The 17,844-nt window shown below is 73.0% G+C and carries 16 protein-coding genes and 1 pseudogene; 9 read left to right on the plus strand and 8 right to left on the minus strand.

What is annotated here, in order from left to right; all coding sequences use genetic code 11:
- Nucleotides 1-10: 10 nt before the first annotated feature.
- Nucleotides 11-1,525: an Asp-tRNA(Asn)/Glu-tRNA(Gln) amidotransferase subunit GatB gene (gatB, locus tag ACZ6JS_RS02685; protein WP_469295284.1), complete on the plus strand. Its 1,515-nt coding sequence runs from the start codon at nucleotides 11-13 to the stop codon at nucleotides 1,523-1,525.
- Nucleotides 1,526-1,642: 117 nt separating this feature from the next.
- A complete protein-coding gene (locus ACZ6JS_RS02690) occupies nucleotides 1,643-2,182 on the plus strand; it encodes a hypothetical protein (protein ID WP_469295285.1) in 540 nt (179 codons plus the stop codon).
- On the opposite strand, the gene ACZ6JS_RS02695 is transcribed toward ACZ6JS_RS02690, so the two are convergent.
- The gene (locus ACZ6JS_RS02695; protein ID WP_469295286.1) at nucleotides 2,172-4,073 is read right to left on the minus strand and encodes a protein kinase domain-containing protein; all 1,902 of its coding nucleotides are present in this window, start codon (nucleotides 4,071-4,073) and stop codon (nucleotides 2,172-2,174) included. The two genes, ACZ6JS_RS02690 and ACZ6JS_RS02695, sit on opposite strands and share 11 nt — an antisense overlap.
- Before the next feature lie 190 nt (nucleotides 4,074-4,263).
- Between ACZ6JS_RS02695 and ACZ6JS_RS02700 the strand changes: the two genes are divergently transcribed.
- Nucleotides 4,264-5,064, plus strand: a complete 801-nt coding sequence (locus ACZ6JS_RS02700; RefSeq protein ID WP_469295287.1) for an alpha/beta fold hydrolase — start codon at nucleotides 4,264-4,266, stop codon at nucleotides 5,062-5,064.
- Here ACZ6JS_RS02700 and ACZ6JS_RS02705 read toward each other — a convergent pair.
- Entirely contained in the window at nucleotides 5,042-5,641 is a 600-nt protein-coding gene (locus ACZ6JS_RS02705) for a GNAT family N-acetyltransferase (RefSeq protein ID WP_469295289.1), read from the minus strand. The two genes, ACZ6JS_RS02700 and ACZ6JS_RS02705, sit on opposite strands and share 23 nt — an antisense overlap.
- Nucleotides 5,638-7,728, minus strand: coding sequence for a penicillin acylase family protein (locus ACZ6JS_RS02710; RefSeq protein WP_469295552.1), 2,091 nt, complete (start codon nucleotides 7,726-7,728; stop codon nucleotides 5,638-5,640). The genes ACZ6JS_RS02705 and ACZ6JS_RS02710 overlap by 4 nt, the downstream gene beginning before the upstream one ends.
- A gap of 184 nt (nucleotides 7,729-7,912) precedes the next feature.
- On the opposite strand from ACZ6JS_RS02710, the gene ACZ6JS_RS02715 reads away from it, so the two are divergent.
- A complete protein-coding gene (locus ACZ6JS_RS02715) occupies nucleotides 7,913-8,644 on the plus strand; it encodes a siderophore-interacting protein (RefSeq protein WP_469295291.1) in 732 nt (243 codons plus the stop codon).
- A 100-nt stretch (nucleotides 8,645-8,744) separates the two neighbouring features.
- Here the strand turns inward: ACZ6JS_RS02715 and ACZ6JS_RS02720 are convergent, their stop codons facing one another.
- Entirely contained in the window at nucleotides 8,745-9,245 is a 501-nt protein-coding gene (locus tag ACZ6JS_RS02720) for a DinB family protein (protein WP_469295292.1), read from the minus strand.
- Between the two features lie 82 nt (nucleotides 9,246-9,327).
- Nucleotides 9,328-10,137, minus strand: a complete 810-nt coding sequence (locus tag ACZ6JS_RS02725) for a GNAT family N-acetyltransferase (protein ID WP_469295554.1) — start codon at nucleotides 10,135-10,137, stop codon at nucleotides 9,328-9,330.
- Between the two features lie 61 nt (nucleotides 10,138-10,198).
- Here ACZ6JS_RS02725 and ACZ6JS_RS02730 point away from each other — a divergent pair, with 61 nt between their 5' ends.
- The 5 genes and pseudogenes from ACZ6JS_RS02730 to ACZ6JS_RS02750 all read left to right on the plus strand — a co-directional run.
- Nucleotides 10,199-10,630 carry a cupin domain-containing protein gene (locus ACZ6JS_RS02730; RefSeq protein WP_469295293.1) on the plus strand — a complete coding sequence of 144 codons (432 nt, stop codon included), beginning with the start codon at nucleotides 10,199-10,201 and terminating at the stop codon, nucleotides 10,628-10,630.
- Nucleotides 10,631-10,837: 207 nt separating this feature from the next.
- A complete protein-coding gene (locus tag ACZ6JS_RS02735; RefSeq protein ID WP_469295295.1) occupies nucleotides 10,838-13,087 on the plus strand; it encodes an MMPL family transporter in 2,250 nt (749 codons plus the stop codon).
- Nucleotides 13,088-13,126: 39 nt separating this feature from the next.
- Entirely contained in the window at nucleotides 13,127-13,681 is a 555-nt protein-coding gene (locus ACZ6JS_RS02740; protein WP_469295296.1) for a GNAT family N-acetyltransferase, read from the plus strand.
- A 97-nt stretch (nucleotides 13,682-13,778) separates the two neighbouring features.
- A complete protein-coding gene (locus ACZ6JS_RS02745) occupies nucleotides 13,779-14,384 on the plus strand; it encodes a hypothetical protein (RefSeq protein WP_469295298.1) in 606 nt (201 codons plus the stop codon).
- A gap of 226 nt (nucleotides 14,385-14,610) precedes the next feature.
- Nucleotides 14,611-15,191: pseudogene (locus ACZ6JS_RS02750) on the plus strand (ATP-binding protein); the annotation flags it as partial.
- A gap of 57 nt (nucleotides 15,192-15,248) precedes the next feature.
- On the opposite strand, the gene ACZ6JS_RS02755 reads toward ACZ6JS_RS02750, so the two are convergent.
- The 3 genes from ACZ6JS_RS02755 to ACZ6JS_RS02765 form a co-directional block, all read right to left on the minus strand.
- A complete protein-coding gene (locus ACZ6JS_RS02755; protein WP_469295299.1) occupies nucleotides 15,249-15,437 on the minus strand; it encodes a DUF6191 domain-containing protein in 189 nt (62 codons plus the stop codon).
- A gap of 32 nt (nucleotides 15,438-15,469) precedes the next feature.
- Complete coding sequence (locus ACZ6JS_RS02760; protein WP_469295300.1) at nucleotides 15,470-16,705, minus strand: PQQ-dependent sugar dehydrogenase; 1,236 nt, start codon at nucleotides 16,703-16,705, stop codon at nucleotides 15,470-15,472.
- A gap of 108 nt (nucleotides 16,706-16,813) precedes the next feature.
- The gene (locus ACZ6JS_RS02765) at nucleotides 16,814-17,821 is read right to left on the minus strand and encodes an aldo/keto reductase (RefSeq protein WP_469295555.1); all 1,008 of its coding nucleotides are present in this window, start codon (nucleotides 17,819-17,821) and stop codon (nucleotides 16,814-16,816) included.
- Between the last annotated feature and the right edge of the window lie 23 nt (nucleotides 17,822-17,844).

Below are 17,844 nucleotides of genomic sequence, written 5' to 3' on the forward strand. Positions count from 1 at the left end.
AAGTTTCACCGTGACCACCTTCACCGAACTGCTGTCGTACGAGGACGCCCTGGCGTCGTACGACCCCGTCATGGGCCTCGAGGTCCATGTCGAGCTCGGCACCAGGACCAAGATGTTCTGCGGCTGCTCGACGGAGCTCGGCGGCGAGCCCAACTCGCAGACCTGCCCCACCTGCCTCGGCCTGCCCGGCTCCCTCCCGGTCGTCAACGCGATCGGCGTCGAGTCCGCCATCAAGATCGGTCTCGCGCTGAACTGCGAGATCGCCGAATGGTGCCGCTTCGCCCGGAAGAACTACTTCTATCCGGACATGCCGAAGAACTTCCAGACCTCCCAGTACGACGAGCCCATCGCCTTCAACGGCTACCTGGACGTCCAGCTGGAGGACGGCGAGATCTTCCGCGTGGAGATCGAGCGCGCCCACATGGAGGAGGACACCGGCAAGTCGCTGCACGTCGGCGGTGCCACCGGCCGTATCCACGGCGCGTCCCACTCCCTGCTGGACTACAACCGCGCCGGTATCCCGCTCATCGAGATCGTCACCAAGCCCATCGAGGGCGCGGGCGAGCGGGCCCCCGAGGTCGCCAAGGCGTACGTCGCCGAGCTGCGCGAGGTCATCAAGGCGCTCGGCGTCTCCGAGGCGCGCATGGACAAGGGCCAGATGCGCTGTGACGTGAACCTGTCGCTGCGCCCCAACGGGACGACGGAGTTCGGCACCCGCTCGGAGACCAAGAACGTCAACTCCCTGCGCTCCGTCGAGCGCGCCGCGCGCTTCGAGATCCAGCGGCACGCGGCCGTGCTGTCCTCCGGCGGCTCGATCGTGCAGGAGACCCGGCACTTCCACGAGGAGGACGGCTCCACCACGGCCGGCCGCATCAAGGACAACGCCGAGGACTACCGGTACTTCCCGGAGCCCGACCTGGTGCCCGTGGCGCCGGCCCGTGAGTGGGTCGAGGAGCTGCGCGCCGGCCTGCCCGAGATGCCGCGCGTGCGCCGCAACCGCCTCCGCGAGGAGTGGGGCGTCAGCGAGCACGACATGCAGTCGATTCTCAACGCGGGTGCGGTGGACTCCATCGTCGCCACCATCGAGGAGGGCGCCGACTCGGCCGCCGCCCGCAAGTGGTGGATGGGCGAGCTGGCCCGCAACGCCAACGAGCAGGGCGTCGTCGTCGACGAGCTGCCGATCACCCCGGCGCAGGTGGCCCGGGTCGCGGCCCTGGTCGCGGCCGGCGACCTGAACGACAAGCTGGCCCGTCAGGTCATCGAGGGCGTCCTCGCCGGCGAGGGCACCCCGGACGAGGTCGTCGAGAAGCGAGGCCTGAAGGTCGTCTCGGACGAGGGCGCGCTCGGCGCGGCCGTCGACGAGGCCATCGCGGGCAACGCGGCCATCGCCGACAAGATTCGCGGCGGCAAGATCGCCGCGGTCGGCGCCCTGGTCGGCGCGGTCATGAAGACCACCCGGGGCCAGGCCGACGCGGCGCGCGTCAAGGAGCTCATCCTGGAGCGCCTGGGCGTCTCCGAGGGCTGATTCGCCCGGACGCCTTGGCGGCCCTGGCTTCCCGAGGCTCCGCACCCGTTGGTGCGGGGCCTCGGCCGTCTCCTGCACAATGACGGTCGAAGCCGTCACAGGACAGGGGGAGTTGCGGTGGAGATCGGTGCGATGGTCATCGCTGCCGTGGGCGTGGTGGGCACCCTGGGCGGGGCGCTGCTCACCCAGCGGGGCGCGGAGCGGGCGAAGCGCCGGGAGATGGAACTCCTGCGCGGCCACGAGGAGATCCGCGACTACCTGGCGCTGCGGCGGACCTGCTACGCGGACCTCAACCGGGATGCCCGGCAGTTCACCACCGCCCTCAACCGCCATCTGCACGTCATGCGGGAGCGCGCGGTCGAGGACGCCGACCGGGAGGCGCTCGACGAGGCGAAGGACGCCCAGCGCGACCGCTACTCCGAGGCACAGATGATCGCACCGGACGCCGTGCTCGGGCCTGCGAGCGCCGTCAACCACGCCCTGAGCATGGTCTACGGCCAGGTCAAGCGCCTGGAACGGGGCGCCCCCGAGGAGGGCGAGACGATGGCCACCGTCTCCGCGGCCCAGCATGCGATCTGGGCCCTGCTCCGGGAGATGCGCGCGGCCATGCGGGCCGACCTCGGGGTGGCGGACGGGACAGGCTCCGTCAGCGCTTGAGGACGGGCGCTGCCAGGACGGCGTTGCCGCGGCCCTTGCAGCCCTCCTCCACCTTGATGCGCAGCCGCAGGGCGCCCTTGATGTCCAGGGACTTGGTCACCGGCTTGCCCAGGTGGACCAGTTCGGAGAAGATCGCGGGCTTGTCGTCCACCGAGATGGTCAGCCGTGCCTGTTCCACGGCAGAGCCGTCGTCGATGCCCGCGGTGAACTCCAGCGTGGACCAGGCCCTGTTGACGTCGTACTCGATCGCCGCGCCGTAGTAGCAGCTGCCGAGCAGCGCCGCCCCGTACTCCGTGGTGTTCAGCTTCGCGGAGCCGACCTCGAAGTTGTCGACGCCGCCCACCCAGGACAGCACGGTCAGGTCGGCGACGTTGCTGTCCTTGACCTCCCCGGGGGCGTGGGGGCCGGCGGAGACCTCCGGGGTCGGCGAGGCCGCGGAGCCGGATCCGTCCGACGCGGAGCCCGCGGACGGGGTCGCGGAGGCCGAGGAGGGGGCGGGCGCCGGCGACTGCGGTGCACTCGCCCCGCCGGGCTTCCCGCTCGCGGCGGTGTCCGCCCGTTCCTTGTCGCCCAGGAGCTTCACGCCGACGACCGCGCTCGCGGCGAGTACGGCCACGGCGAGCGCCGAGCCCAGGACCAGGCCGGTCCGCCGCTTCTGCTTCGGCGCGGCGGCCTGTGCGGGCGGCGCCGGGGACAGGTCGTACGCCGGCCCGTACCCCTGGGGCACCGACGCCGCCGGTTCCGGTAGGGGTGCCGGGGCGGGCTCCGCCGCCGGCTGCGCCGGCAGCGCCCGGTCGGGCGGAGCCGCCGGCTGCGTCGGCGGGTGCGTCGGCGGGTGCGTCGGCGGGTGCGCCGCGGCAGCCGGGTCCGGCGCGGTCGGACTGTACGCGGGCGGTGGCGGCGCCGCCGCGGCCGCCGGAGCCACCGTCGGCGGCGCAGGCGCGGCCGGCTTCGGCGGGTGGTCCCGGACGGCGGCCCGCTGCGAGGTCGTGGACGTCGTCGTGGACACCACGGCGCGGCGTACGTCCTTCATCCACCCGGCCAGATTCACCGGTCGGCGAGAGGGATCCTCCGCGTACAGGGCGGTGATCCGGGCCCGCTGCTCGGCGTCCAGCACCGCGATCTGCGGCAGTTCGGCCATCGCCCGGGCCAGCTGCTGCGGAGAGGCGGGCGGCGACTCCCCGCTGAGCAGGAAGTACGCGATCGCCCCGAAGGCGTACCGGTCGGTGCCGGGTGTCCGCTTGCCCTCGAACACCTCCGGCGCCGCGTAGCCCGGGGTGAACCAGACCTCGGCCGTCTGGTGGTCGGCGGTCAGCTTGCTGAGGCCGAAGTCCACCAGCGTGGCCTGCCCGTGGGCGTCGACCATCACGTTGCCGGGGGAGAGGTCGCCGTGGACGACCTGCCGTCCCGAGGGCGTGGCCTTCCCCGAGTGCAGCCAGTCCAGGACCTCGGCCAACTGCTCCAGGGTGCGCATGACCTCGCGCCGTTCGGTGGCGGTGGCAAGCGTCCGTTCGGCGCGCCAGTCCCGCAGGTCGAGCCCGTCGATGTGGTTCATGACGAGGACGAGCGCCCGCCCGGTCAGGGTGGACGACTCCCCGGGACGGTGGATCGGCGGGCCCTCGAAGTGCTCCCGCACCCCCACGACGCCGGGCCGGTGGACGAATCTCAGCAGCTCGGCCTGCTCGTTCCACTTCTGGCTGATGCGGTCGAAGACCTCGGGCGTGATGGTGGTCTTGGAGTCGAGCACCTTGACGACCACGGGCTCCGACCCGCCGGCGAGTTCGATCTCCGCGAGGTAGAGCACGGCCTCCCCGCCGCGCCCGATCGACCTGAGCAGGCGATAGCGGTCCGCTGCCGCGTCCGGCCCGATGTGCAGATTCTGGCTGGTCAATTTCCCCCCAGCGCCGGATTGGTGACTGGCCATCAGTCTTTCGTGGCCGGAATCACGCGGTCAATCGGAACGATCGGTTTGCCGGACCGCGAAGGTGTTCGGTCCGGCAGGAAGTTTATGTAGCGCTCGCTAAAGAAGTTGGGTACGGTTCAATGCGTAATGACCGCTACAGAAATAACGAGGTCCTGCCATGCCCGTCACCACGACGACCGCCCCCTACGCCCGCACGGTCCGCACCGAAAGCGGCGGTCCGGGCCTGCTGCTCGCCCACGGGGGAGGCGGCTCCGTCGAATCCAACTTCGGCCCGGTGCTGGACGCGCTGGCCGCCGGGTTCAGCGTCGTCGGCGTCGACTATCCGGGGACCGGGGGCACTCCGCGTGCCGACGAGCCGCTCCGACTGGACGAGATGGCCGACCAACTGGTCGCCGCCGCCGACGCGGAGGGGCTGGAGACGTTCGCCGTACTCGGCTACTCGCTCGGCGGGAACGTGGCCGTCCGCGTCGCCGCCCGCCATCCGGAGCGGGTGACCGCAATCGTGCTCACCGCCACCTTCGCGCGGTCCGGCAACTGGCTGGACCTGGTCGGCGGCCTCTGGAAGGAGCTCGCCGAGCGCAATGAGCGAGAGCTGCTGGCCTCGCTGCTGGTGCCGCTCGTGCTGAACCCCGCGGTCCTGGCGGGCCTCACCCCGGGCGAAGTGGGGCAGGCGGTGCGGGACACCGCCGGGTCGCTCCCGCCCGGGACCGCCGACCACGTCGCGCTGCTCGAAGGTACGGACCTGCGCACCGAGATCGCGCGCCTCGACGTGCCGGCCCTCGTCGTCGCGACCACCGAGGACCTGCTCGTGCCGCTCGCGCTCCAGCGGGAACTGGCGGACACGCTGCCGGGCGCCCGGCTCGTGGAACTGCCCACCGGGCACCTTCCGTTCGCCGAGCGCCCCGCCGAATGGGCGGCGCTGGTGACCGACTTCCTCAGCGTCCCTGCGGTGCGCTGAGGAAGGCGAGGCGGGCCGGCTTGGCCGGCAGGTAGACCTCGGGCAGGTCGATCTCCGGGAGCACGACCTCCGGGCCGAGGACGAACCCGGTGCGCTCCAGCCGCGCGATGGCCTTCGTGTTGCGCGCGTCCGGCTCGGCGACCACGCGCCGGGCGGCCGGGTCGGAGAACACGAAGGAGAAGAAGGCCTCCATCAGGCTCGCGCTGAAGCCGGGCTGCGGGGCGCCCTCGCCGGGGCCGATCAGCAGGTGCACGCCGACGTCCCCGGGCAGCGCCTCATAGCATTCGCTGACCCGGTCCTCGGCGCAGTCGTAGGTCTGGAACAGTGCGACCGGCTCACCCTCGCGGGCCACGATGAAGGCGTGGTGGGTGGTGCGGCGGTCGACGTCCTCGTAGATCTCCCGGACCAGTTCGAGGCTGGCCTCGCCCATGCCCCAGAAGCGGGCCCGCTCCTGCGTGACCCAGCCGTGGATCAGGCCGGCGTCGGCGGCCGGGTCGACCGGGGTGATGGTGACGGTGCCGAAGCCCTCGACGTGGTGCGTGTAGACGGGCTGCCGGGCGGAGACGGCGGAGGTCATATCGATTCCTTGGTGAGCCGGGTCCAGTCGGTGACGACGGGAACGAGTTCGCAGCGCGCCCACAGGGGGAGCTGGTCGCGGTGGTGGGGGGTTCCGGTGACGCCGTCCGCACCCAGCGGGACCGCCCAGAGGCTGTCCTCGCGGCGGGCCAGGTCCCAGACGTAACGGGCGGCCGACGCGCGGGCGGTGAGGTCGGTGAAGCCGGGCACGGAGGAGGTGGCGTTCACGCAGTCGTGGTCGCCACCGAGGCCGGGCCACTCGGGAGCGTCCGGGTCGGGTACCGCCTGCCAGGGGGCCAGGCGGTGGACCTTCGACCAGGGGGTGTCGGGGGAGCCCGCCGCGGCCGTCTCCTCGAGAGCGGCGCGGACATGCGCCGCACGGTCCAGCTCGGGCAAGAGGGACGTGGTGAGCAGGCCTTCGAGCGCGTAGCCGATCTTGGGAACCAGGTAGAGCCACGGGTGGAACACCGCGGGCCCGGCGGGCGCCCCCGCCAGTTCCGCGAAGACGGGGTCGGCGGCGAGGCGCCGTACCGTCGCGGTCCGGAAGGCCGAGAAGGCGGTGGCGTCGGTGCTCCCGGCCTCCATGCGCCGGTCCCAGGCCAGCAGCCGGGTGCGCAGCTCCTGCGCGGCCGGCGTCAGCTCCTCGAAGCCGGGAAGCAGGGCGAGCAGCGGCTCGGCCGAGGCCAGGTACGTGTCCCGGTGTACGTCGGCCATCGCCTTCGGGGACCAGTGCGCGGAGCCGCTGAGCAGCTCGCGGATGCGGTCGGCGCGGTGTGGGGGCGCGAACTCCACGCCGAGCGGGGAGGCGATGCCGCGTGCGTTCGCCATGACGGCGAAGCCCTGTACGGGCTCGGCAGGGGTCGGTGCCCAGCCCTGCCAGGCGTGCTCCGGCTCCCACGCGGGCACGGGGCGCAGCCGGTTGGTGCCGTGGCGCAGCGGCACGGCGCCCGCGACGCGGTGCAGCAGGCCGCCTTCGGTGTCGGCGGCGTGGACGACGTTGACCGGCTCGGCCCAGCCGTCGAGGGCTCGGTCGATGTCGGCGACGGTGCGGGCGCGCAGCAGGGCGGGGAGGGCGGCGAAGCCGAGGTCGCGCCGGACGCGGGGCGGATAGCGCAGGGAGAGGGTCTGCGTGCTGCCGTCGGCGCTGCTCTCGGAGGCGGTGCCGGTGTCGGTCGCGGCGTCGGCGCCGGGGCCGCCGTCCGCGTGCACGATCACCGGGCCGCGGGCTGTCTCCAGGACCTCCACCTCGACGTCGTCGCCGCCCGCCACGACGATGGTCTCCGTGTGGCGCGCCACGGGCTCCCAGACCCCGTCCGGGCCGAGCGCCTCGACGGCCGCGCCGTCGTCGCCGCGGCGCAGCCGCTCGACGTACAGGTCCTGGTAGTCGGACATCGCGTTGGTGATGGCCCAGGCGGCGGAGCCGGTGTGCCCGAAGTGGGCGAGGCCGGGCACGCCGGGGACGGCGAGGCCCAGGACGTCGTAGTCCGGGCAGGACAGGCGGATCTGCTGGTAGACGCCCGGGTCCTCGATGAAGCGGTGCGGGTCGCCCGCGATGATCGCCGCACCGGTGGTGGTGCGGTCGCCGGGCACCATCCAGCCGTTGCTGCCGGCGATACGGGGACCGTCGGTGGCGAAGAGCGTGAGCGCGTCGTCGCCCAGGGCGCGGGCCACGCGCTCGCGCCACAGCTTGGTGGGGAAGCCGGCGAACAGGATGTGCGTGGCGACCCAGATCGCCAGCGGAACCCACGGATCCCAGGGCGAGGGGGCGAGGCCGGTACGGGCGAAGCGCTCGTCACGGGCGGCGCCGGCGGCCAGGCCCTCGTTGACGCCGTCCACGTACGCGCGCACCCACGCGGCGGTCGCGGGGTCGTCGGCCTCCATGGCCTCGTAGCAGAGGCGGGCGGTGTCGGCCAGGCGGCTCTGGCGGGCGAAGCGGTCCCAGACGACGGCGTCCGGGCCCAGGAAGGAGGCGCTGGAGCCCTCGGCGCGGTGCCGCTCGACCTCCAACTGCCAGGCACGGTCGAAAGCGGTGACGCGGCCCTGGGCGCGGGCGAGTCCGAGTTCGTCCGAAGCGCGCAGGTGGGGGATGCCCCAGGGGTCGCGGAAGACGGCGTAGGATTCCGGGGTCTGCCCGTGGGGCTCGTCCCGGGCGCCCGTGTACGGCTCCGGGTCGCTCTCGCTGCTCACACTGCTCACGCTGCTCACACTCTTCCCCGACGTGCATTTAGGTTAGGCTGCCCTAACTATAAAGGTGTCAGGGGAGAGGACGAACATGGCGGTCGGCAAGGGTTGGGAGGGCGTGGTCCTCAAGCTCCTGCGGGGCAAGGACTTCACGTTCACGGTGACCGGGGTGGAAGACGTCACGGAGCACTTCCGCCGGGTGTACTTCACCGACGGCGGACTGCTGGCCGCCGCCGGCGCATCGCTGCACCCGACCATGTGGGTGCGGGTCTGGTTCCAGAACGCGGACAAGCCGCACCAGCGGGCGTACACCCTCGTCGACCCGGACCCCGAGGCCGGCACCTTCTGCTTCGAGTTCGCGCTCCACGACGGCGTCGCCAGCGACTGGGCGCGCGGCGCCCAGCCGGGCGACACCATCGAGGCCACCGTCCAGGGCACCGGATTCACCGCCCCGGCTCCGGCCCCGGAGCGCCTGCTGGTCATCGGCGACCCCGCGTCCCTCCCGGCGATCAACTCCCTGCTGGACTCCTTCCCCGGCCTGCCCGCGACCATCTGGTTCGAGACCCAGCACCTCTCCGACGAGGAGCTGCCGGTCCGCCTGGACGCGGACCGGCACGACATCCGCCGGGTGCGGCGCGACGGGACGGCGCTGGCCGACCGGGTCCGGGCCGAGCTGCCCGAGCTGCTCGGGGACCCCGGATCCGCCTACGTCTGGCTGGCCTGCGACACGGCCACGACCCGCACCCTGACGGCCTACCTGCGCAAGGACCTCGGCCTGCCCAAGCAGCGGGTGAACGGCCTGGGTTACTGGCGCGCGGCCTGAGACCCGGGGCCGCGTCGGACCGCGGCCCGGGCACCGGCACCGAAACCGGGAGCGGGACCGGCACCGGGAGCGGGCCGGGGACCGGCACCGGCACCGGGGTCTAGGCCCCGGTCGCCCCGTCGATCGCCTCGCGCAGGAAGTCGGCGTGGCCGTTGTGGCGGGCGTACTCGTGGATGAGGTGCAGCATGACCAGGCGCAGCGAGGCCTCCTCCTCCCAGCGCGGCACGTACGCCGTCACCTCCAGGGACTCGGCGGCCGCCTCGATGCGCCGGGCGTGCGCCACCTCCTCCTGCCAGGCGGCGAACGCCTCGGCGCGGCTGGAGCCGGAGGCGTCATAGGCGGCCTGGAAGTCGTGGCTGTCCGACCACAGGTGCGGGAGTTCCTCGCCGCCGACGACCCGGCGGAACCAGTGCCGCTCCACCTCGGCCATGTGCCGGACGAGGCCCAGCAGGGACAGCTCGGACGGCGGCATCGATGCGCGGCGCAACTGCTCGTCGGTGAGGCCCTCGCACTTCCAGGCGAGGGTGGCCCGGTGGTAGTCGAGGTAGGCCCGGAGGGTTTCGCGTTCGGCCCCGGTCAGGGGCGGGCTGATGCGTTCCATGTCCGCGATCGTGCCCGTCGGCCCTGCGCCGCGGAACCCCGCCCCGCCGTCGGGCCGGCCCGGGCGACCGGCCGGCGCGGCATCAGTCCGCGTCCCGGCCGGGCCGCGTCCAGACGTACGGCACCGTCACACCCATCACCCCGAAGCCCAGCCTCTCCAGGATCGGGCGGCTCTCGTCCGAGGCGTCCACCTGGAGGTAGGGGATGCCCAGCTCCGCCGCCAGGCGCGCGCGGTGGGCGACGAGCGTGCGGTAGATGCCCCGGCCGCGCCACTGCGGGACCGTGCCGCCGCCCCACAGGCCGGCGAAGGCCGCACCCGGCCGCATCTCCATCCGGGCCGCGCTGACCGGGGTGTCGCCCGCCATCGCGACCACCGCGGCGATGGTCTCCGGCTCGTCGCGCAGCCGGCTCAGCAACGCCGCGCGGATCCGGGGCCGCTCCGTGCCGAAGGCCCCCGCGTGGACCTCCATCATCAGGTCGACGCCGGCCTCGTCCGTCACCACCCGCAGGGTGATTCCCTGCGGCGGCTCCACCGGCAGCTGGGCGAGTTCGGCCGCCCGCCCCACCATCAGCGTCTCCGGCGGCTCCGGTACGAAGCCCGCAGCCCGCAGCCGGTCCCCGAGATCCGCCGGCCCGTCGTGCGCGTACAGCTTCCACTCGAAGTCCGGGCAGCCGTGCTCCGAGAAGAACGCCACCTGCGCCGCGATCTGCCCGTCCGCCGTCTCCTCGTCGAGGTCCGACCACAGGACGCCGTTCCACCCGAGGCCCGGCACACTCTGCCGGACGACCCGGCCCACCCGCTCCACGAGGGCGTCCCCGCCGTCCGGCCGGGCGTCCTCGCGCACCTCGGCGTCGTACCGGGCGCGCACCTTCAGCAGCTCATCAAGATCCATGCTCATCCGCCCAGCTCACCAGTGTGCCGCCGACCCGCACAACTGCATTAGCCTCACCAGCGTGAACGACGACCTCACCATCCACACCGGCAAGGCCGGTCCCGACGCCGCCGCCGACCGCGGCTGGCTCCTCGGCCACTTCAAGGACCCGGCCGATCCCCGTCACAGCGAGGACGTGGAGATCAAGTGGGGCGTCCACCCCAAGGGCGACGAACGGGAGCGCTGGGCGACCGCGGAGAAGCGCACCGCACTGCTGGTGCTGATCAGCGGACGCTTCCGGCTGGAGTTCCCGGGGCGGACCGTCGTCCTCGCCGAACAGGGCGACTACGTGCTCTGGGGCCGCGGCGTCGACCACTCCTGGTATGCGGAGGAGGACGCGGTCGTCCTCACCGTCCGCTGGCCCTCGATCCCCGGCTACCGGGTGGACGAGCCCGATGACCGGACCGACGCCCTGTCCTCGGAACTCTCCGGCGGGACACCCGCCGGGACCTGAGTTCCCGCGCACCTCCCGGTCCTCCTGTGATGATGCACACGAAAAGGGCCGACGATCACGAAACGCTGCGATCGTGGAGGTAGCAGACCATCTGGGCCGAACCGCGGGGCGACCCCCCGGGCTTCGGCCGGGCCTTCACGAGTTCACGCGTTCTTTGCGACGGGCTGTCTCCCGGTAAAGATCCGAACCCACCAGGGAGCACGTCCGTTGGCAGTCTTCGCGCGGTGGTGCATGCGCCACCGCCTCCTCGCCGTCCTTGTCTGGCTGCTCGCCCTCGGCGGGACCGCGGCGGCCGCAGTGACAGCCGGAGCGGCGTTCTCCACCAACTACGAGGTCCCCGGCACCGAGTCCGGCAAGGCCAACGACCTCCTGCGCGAAGGCTTCCAAGGACAGGGCGGCGACACCGACACCATCGTGTGGCGGGCCCCGGCCCACCAGAACGCGCACACCCCGGACATCGAGCAGCGCATGACCCGGGCGCTCGACGCCGTCGCCGCACTGCCCGGTGTCGGATCGGTCGCAGGCCCCTACGGCCCCGGCCCCGAGAGCGCCGCACGCGTCAGCCCCGACGGACGCACCGCCTACGCCGTGGTGACCTTCGACCAGCCGGCCGACTCCGTGCCCAAGGCCCAGGCCAGGGCGGTCGTCGACACCGCGAAGAACCCCACCACCGAGGCCGGCGGACTCCAGGTCGAGCTGGGCGGCCGCGCCATCCAGCTCACCGAGGCCCCCACCGCGCACCTCGCCGAGGTCATAGGCGTCGCGGTCGCGGCCCTCGTCCTCTACCTCGCCTTCGGCTCCCTCGCCGCGAGCCTGCTCCCCATCGCGACCGCCCTCGTCAGCGTCGGCACCGCCTACTTCGGCATCACCCTGCTCGGGCACGCCATGCCGGTCGCCGACTTCGCCCCCATGCTCGGCACCCTCATCGGCCTCGGCGTGGGCATCGACTACGCGCTGTTCATCGTCACCCGCCACCGCAAGGGCCTCGCACGGGGCCTGCCGGTGGAGGAGGCGGCGGCCGGCGCCGTCGCCACCACCGGCCGGGCCGTCGTCTTCGCCGGCGCCACCGTCTGCATCGCACTGCTGGGCATGCTGGTGCTGCGGCTGAACTTCCTCAACGGCGTCGCCATAGCGGCGTGCGTGACGGTCGTCCTGACCGTCGCCGCCTCCGTCACCCTGCTGCCGGCACTCCTGTCCTGCATCGGCATGCGCGCCCTCTCCGGCCGCGAACGCCGAAGGCTCGCCGCCGAGGGCCCGCAGCCCCAGCGGACCTCCGGCTTCGCCGTCCGCTGGTCCGCCTTCGTCGAGCGCCACCCCAAGCTGCTCGGTGCCGTCGCCACCGCCGTCATGGTGGTACTGGCCCTGCCCACCCTCTCCCTCCACCTGGGCACCTCCGACCAGGGCAACAACCCCGCCGGCTCCACCACCCGGCAGGCCTACGACCTGCTCGCGGAGGGCTTCGGGCCCGGCGCGAACGGCCCGCTCGCCGTCGTCGCCCGCCTGGACGGCGCCGGGGACCGGCTCGCCGTGGACCAACTGGAGCAGGCGCTCCGCACGACGCCTGGCGTCGCCTCCACCGGCCCCGCCGTCTTCAACCGCAGCGGCGACACGGCCGTCCTGACCGTCATCCCGGACTCCGCCCCGCAGTCCAGGGCCACCAGCGACCTCGTCGACACCCTCCGCCAGGACGTCGTCCCGCGCGCCGGGCAGGGCAACTCCATGGAGGTGCACGTCGGCGGGGTGACCGCCGCGTACGACGACTTCGCCGAGGTCATCGTCGGGAAGCTGCCGCTCTTCGTCGCCGTCGTGATCGCACTCGGCTGCCTGCTCCTGCTGCTGGCCTTCCGGTCCATCGGCATCCCGCTGAAGGCGGCGGCCATGAACGTCGCAGCCGTCGCCTCCTCCTTCGGCGTCGTGGTCGCGATCTTCCAGTGGGGATGGGGCAGTGAACGGCTTGGCCTGGGCAGCGCCGGCCCCATCGAGCCCTTCCTGCCCGTGATCATGGTGTCCGTCCTCTTCGGACTCTCCATGGACTACCAGGTCTTCCTCGTCAGCCGGATGTACGAGGAGTGGCTGGAGACCGGCGACAACCGGCGGGCCGTACGCGTCGGCCTCGCCGAGACCAGCCGGGTCATCAACTCGGCCGCCGTCATCATGATCTCCGTCTTCCTCGCCTTCGTGCTCAGCGGCGACCGGATCATCGCGATGTTCGGCATCGCGCTCGCCGCGGCCGTCGCCCTCGACGCCTTCGTGCTGCGCACCCTCCTCGTGCCGGCCCTGATGCACATGCTCGGCGGCGCCAACTGGTGGCTGCCCGCCTGGCTCGACCGGCGGCTGCCCCGGATCAGCATCGAGCCCCCCGAACACCGTCCGCATGCGAAACTTCCGGCACAGCGGTCCGGCGAGGTCCTCACCACGAGCGAGGACGAGGCCGAGGCCGCCACAGCCTCCCGGTGATCCGGCGAACCGCCGCACGAGACCCAAGGAAGAAGCCGCATGTTCTCGATAGACCTCGCCGAAGGCGCCCAGCTGTTCCCGCTGGAGGCCCGGCACGCCGAGGAGTTCTTCGCGCACATCGAACGCGGACGCGAGTTCATCGGTCAGTACGTCGGCTTCCCCGACCGCTCCCCGGACGTCGACTCCGCCCGGGCCTTCCTGGCCAAGTACGCCGTGAAGGCCGGTGAGGACGGCGCCCGGTTCTTCGGCATCCGCCTCGACGGCACTCTCGTGGGCGGCGTCCTCTTCCCCGACTTCGACGCCGCCGCCGGGAACTGCGAGATCGGCTGCTGGCTGGAGCCCGCCGCGGTCGGCCGCGGCCTGGTGACCAAGGCCTGCCGGATCCTGATCGACTACGCCTTCGCCGAGCGCGGCATGCACCGCGTCGAGTGGCACGCCGCCACCGGCAACAAGAAGAGCCTTGCCGTCGCCGAACGCCTCGGCATGACCCGCGAAGGCGTCATGCGGGAGAACTACCTGCACCGGGGCGTCCGGCAGGACACCGAGGTGTGGTCGATCCTCGCCCACGAGTGGGCCGCCACCCGCAGCTCCTGAGGCACCGCGTCCGGGCCCCGCCGTCCACGGGGCCCGATACGGCCACGACCACCGGATTCTCAGAGAACTCTCAGACACGGCCCCTACGGTGCCCCGCATGGACACCACGAAGACCCCCGCCCCGAACGCCGCCGAGGCGGACACCCAGGTCGACCTCGGGAAGAGAAAGACCACCCAGGACGCCGCAGCCGAGGCCGACGCCGACCTCGCCGCGGCTGCCGACACCGACGCCGACTCCGCGCTCACCGACGCCGACCTCGACGACGACTTCGCCGAGGACGAGGACGAGGACGAGGCCCGGCAGCCTGGCCACGTGGGCTCCGCGGCCTTCGCGATCGTCTCCGCCGGTCTTTCCGTCGTCGCCCTCAGCGGAAGCTGGGTCGCCGGCATCGTGTCCGAGCGCGCGAGCATCGCCGCCCGGCTGGAGCTGAGCCAGGCCGCCGACGCCAACGCGCAGATCGCCGCCCAGTTCGTCGACCCCTGGCACACCACCGCGATGGTCAACGGCGTCTTCTCGGCCCTCGCCCTGATCATCGCCACCTTCGTGCTGGCCCTCCCCGCCTTCAGCACCCCCGAGCGCACCCTTCCCACCTGGGTGCGGTCCGTCTCCTGGGCGGGCATCGGCCTGGGCGCCCTCGGCGTGCTGCTCTTCGTCCTCATGTACTTCGACCTCCTGCTGGCCATCCCGAAGGCAGCGGCCTAGGAAGCCGCCGCGTGCCGGGTGGTCCGGGGAGCCCGCACGGCGCGCCGGGCCTCCTTGCGCGGGAGGGAACCCCGAGGGCGGTGACAGGATCCCGGACCCGCGGCGCCCGCTCCGCGGCCCCGGCCCGCGTGAACCGGCGGGCGATGCGGAGCGACCCTGTAGCGGGTCCCGCCGGACAGGACCTCTGTGCGGTGCTCGGCGACGCGGCGACCAATCTGTCAGCCCGGTGTTCGTCGGCCGCGCCGACGAACCGGCCGTACTCACCGACGCACCGACCCGGGCCGCCGACCGGGAACCGCAGGCGATGCTCATCGGGGGAGAGACCGGGTCGGCAAGACCCGCCTCACCGAGGAGTTCCCCTGCGAGGCGGACCGGCTGGGCGCCGTCCTCGCCTTCGGCGGCTGTGTGAGACAGGGGCGGAGGGACTTCCCTTCGCCGCGTACTCGACGGCACTGCCCGCCCTGCCCGCCCTGCACCGGCTGCTCACAGCGGAGCTGGCCGCCGCAGCAGCGGGCCAGGAGGACGCTCGCCCGGATCCTCCCGGACTCGGCGACACCCCCAGGGCCCGCACGGCGAGAAGGGCACGGCCCGGCTCTTCGAACTGACGGCCCGGATGCTGGAGCGGCTCGCCGCCGACCGCATCGTCGTCCTCGTCCAGGAGGACCTGCACCGGCGGACACCTCCACCCGCCCCCTGCTGTCCTACCTCTTGCGCACCCTCGGCAGCGGCCGGGTCGTCATCGTCGCCACCTGCCGTTCGGGCGACGTCCACCGCCGCCAGCCGCCGCGCCCGCTCCTGGCCGAACTTGCTACGGCTCTTCAGCCCGCGTCCGCCCCGCCCGGTACGCGCCCGACGCGCGGCCGGTCAGCAATCGTCGGGGGGCTCCTCGTCCAGGCGTATGACCACCCTGCCGGAGTCGAGGTCTATCGGACCCCGTCCCGGATCGTGGTCGCCGACGTCGGTCCGGGACAGCTCCAGCCGCTTCTTCTCCTCATTCGTGTGCTTGCGTCCCGGGCTGAACAGCTCCTCGATCATGTTGAACACCGTGTCCACGCACCTTCCGCCCCGCGCCCGGGGCATGCCGGTCACCGCACCGTCAGGGTCAGGATCCTGTCGTCGCCCGCCTTCGGCGACCCGCGCCCGTCCGTCTCGCTCGTGACCAGCAGCAGCCGGTCGCCTCCCAGAGCGATCACCGTCCGCAGCCGGCCGTACTCGTCCCGCAGGAAGGCCTCCGGCTCGGCGACCGGCTCTGTCCCGGACAGCGGGATCCGCCACAGCCGCGCGCCCTTCAGGCCGGCCATCCATATCGACCCCTCGGCCCAGGCGATCCCACTCGGCGAGGCCTCGTCCGTCTTCCACACCGCCACCGGATCCCGCATACCCGGCTTGCCCGCCTTGCCCTCGGCCTCGGGCCAGCCGTAGTTCGCGCCGGGCTCGATCAGATTCAGCTCGTCCCAGGTGTTCTGGCCGAACTCGGCCGCCCACAGCCGTTTGTCCTTGTCCCAGGCGAGGCCCTGCACATTGCGGTGCCCGTGGGAGTAGACGACCGAATCGGCCTCCGGATTGCCGTGCACCGGATCCCCGTCCGGAGTCATCCGAAGGATCTTCCCGCCGAGCGACTTCCTGTCCTGCGAGAGACCTGTGACACCGGTCTCTCCCGTCCCCGCGTACAGCATCTTGTCCGGGCCGAACGCGATCCGCCCGCCGTTGTGGATCAGCCCCTTGGGGATCCCCCGGAACACGGTGTCCGGTGCGCCCAGTTGCTGCCCGGAAGGTCTCTGCTCGTCGTAGCGCAGCCGTGCGATGCGGTTGTCGGACGCGGTCGTGAAGTAGACGTACACCAGACGGTCCGAGGCGAAGTCCGGCGACAGCGCAAGGCCCAGCAGTCCGCCCTCGCCGCCCGGGTCCACGCCCGGAACCTCGCCGATCTGCGTCACCGCCCCCGACCCGGCCGCGACCCGGCTGATCGTCCCCTCGTCCCGGGAGGCGACCAGCAGGTCACCCCCCGGCAGCGGGGCCACGCCCCAGGGTGAGCGCAGGTCCTTGGCGGCCTCGCCGGTGACCGTCACCGCCCCCTTCGCCGGCGGCACGGACGTCGGTGGCGAGGCCGCCCCGCTCCCCGAAGGTCCCGGTGACCCGGGCCCCGCCGTCGTCGCGCCCGGTGGGGAACCACCCCGCCCGGTGCCCGGGGCGCCCTCCGGGGAGCATCCCGCCACCAGCAGCGCACCGCACCCGGCCAGCGCGAGCGCCGCCCGCACGCTCAGGCGCCGCGCGCCCGCCCCCTCGTGCCCCGCCTGCCCGGGAGAACTTCCGTATCGCATCGCCCTGCTCCCTTCCGGTCCTCCGATCCTGCCCTTCACCCGTCTCAACAGCCGGGGCAGTTCCCGAAGTTCCACCACTCGTACACCCGATCGAGTGGTTGTGGGCGGTCAGTCCCAGGCTCCCACGTCGACCGGAAGGCCCGCGATCTCGGCAAGGTCCCCGGCCGTGAGCCGCAGCTGCGCCGCCCGCGCGTTCTCCACCGCCCAGTGCGCCCGGTCCGCGCCGGGCACCGGTACCACCTGCGGCCCCTGGGCCAGCACCCAGGCCAGGGCCACCTGCGCGACCGTGACCTCGGGCCCGTACCGCCGTGCCACCCGCCGCATCCCCGCCACCAGTACCTGGTTCGAGGCCATCGCCTCCGCCGTGAACCGCGGGTGCCGGGCCCGGACGTCCTGCGGCTCGAAGCCCTCGCCCGGCGTCAGCGTCCCCGTCAGGAAGCCGCTGCCCAACGGCATGGCGGCCAGGAACCCCACCCCGCGCGCAGCGCACCACGGCAGCAGCTGCCGAGCCGCCTCCGGCGACCACACGGACAGCTCCGCCTGCACCGCGCTCACCGGGAAGACCTGCTGCAGCCGCTCCAGGTGCCGCAGCGTCGTCCGGTACCCGCGGTCGCCGCGCCGCCCCGCCCCCGGGCCGGCACCGGCGCCCAACGCGCAGAAGCCGAGCGCCCGCACCTTCCCCGCGCTCACCAGCTCCGCCATGGCCCCCCAGGTCTCCTCCACCGGAACCTCCGGGTCCACCCGGTGCAGCTGGTACAGGTCTATGACGTCCGTCCGCAGCCGCCGCAGCGATGCGTCGCACGCCCGCCGCAGGTAGCCGGGCCGGCCGTCGGCCACCACGTGCTGGTCGCCGGCCCGCAGTCCGACCTTGGCCGACACGAATGCGTCGGACCGCCGCTCCCGCAGCACCCGCCCCAACAGCAGTTCGTTGGTGAACGGCCCGTACACATCGGCCGTGTCCAGCAGGTTCGACCCCAGGTCCAGCGCGGCGTGCACGGCGGCCAGCGATTCGTGCCCCCGCCGCCGAGAAGGCGCGTACGCCCAGCTCATCGGCATACAGCCGAGGCCGACGGCGCCCACGCTCAGCGCCCCCGCCCCGATCGACCTGCGCTCCACCCCTGCGTCCCCCTCCACTTCGG

The sequence above is a fragment of the Streptomyces sp. NPDC046349 genome (genome assembly GCF_055587885.1).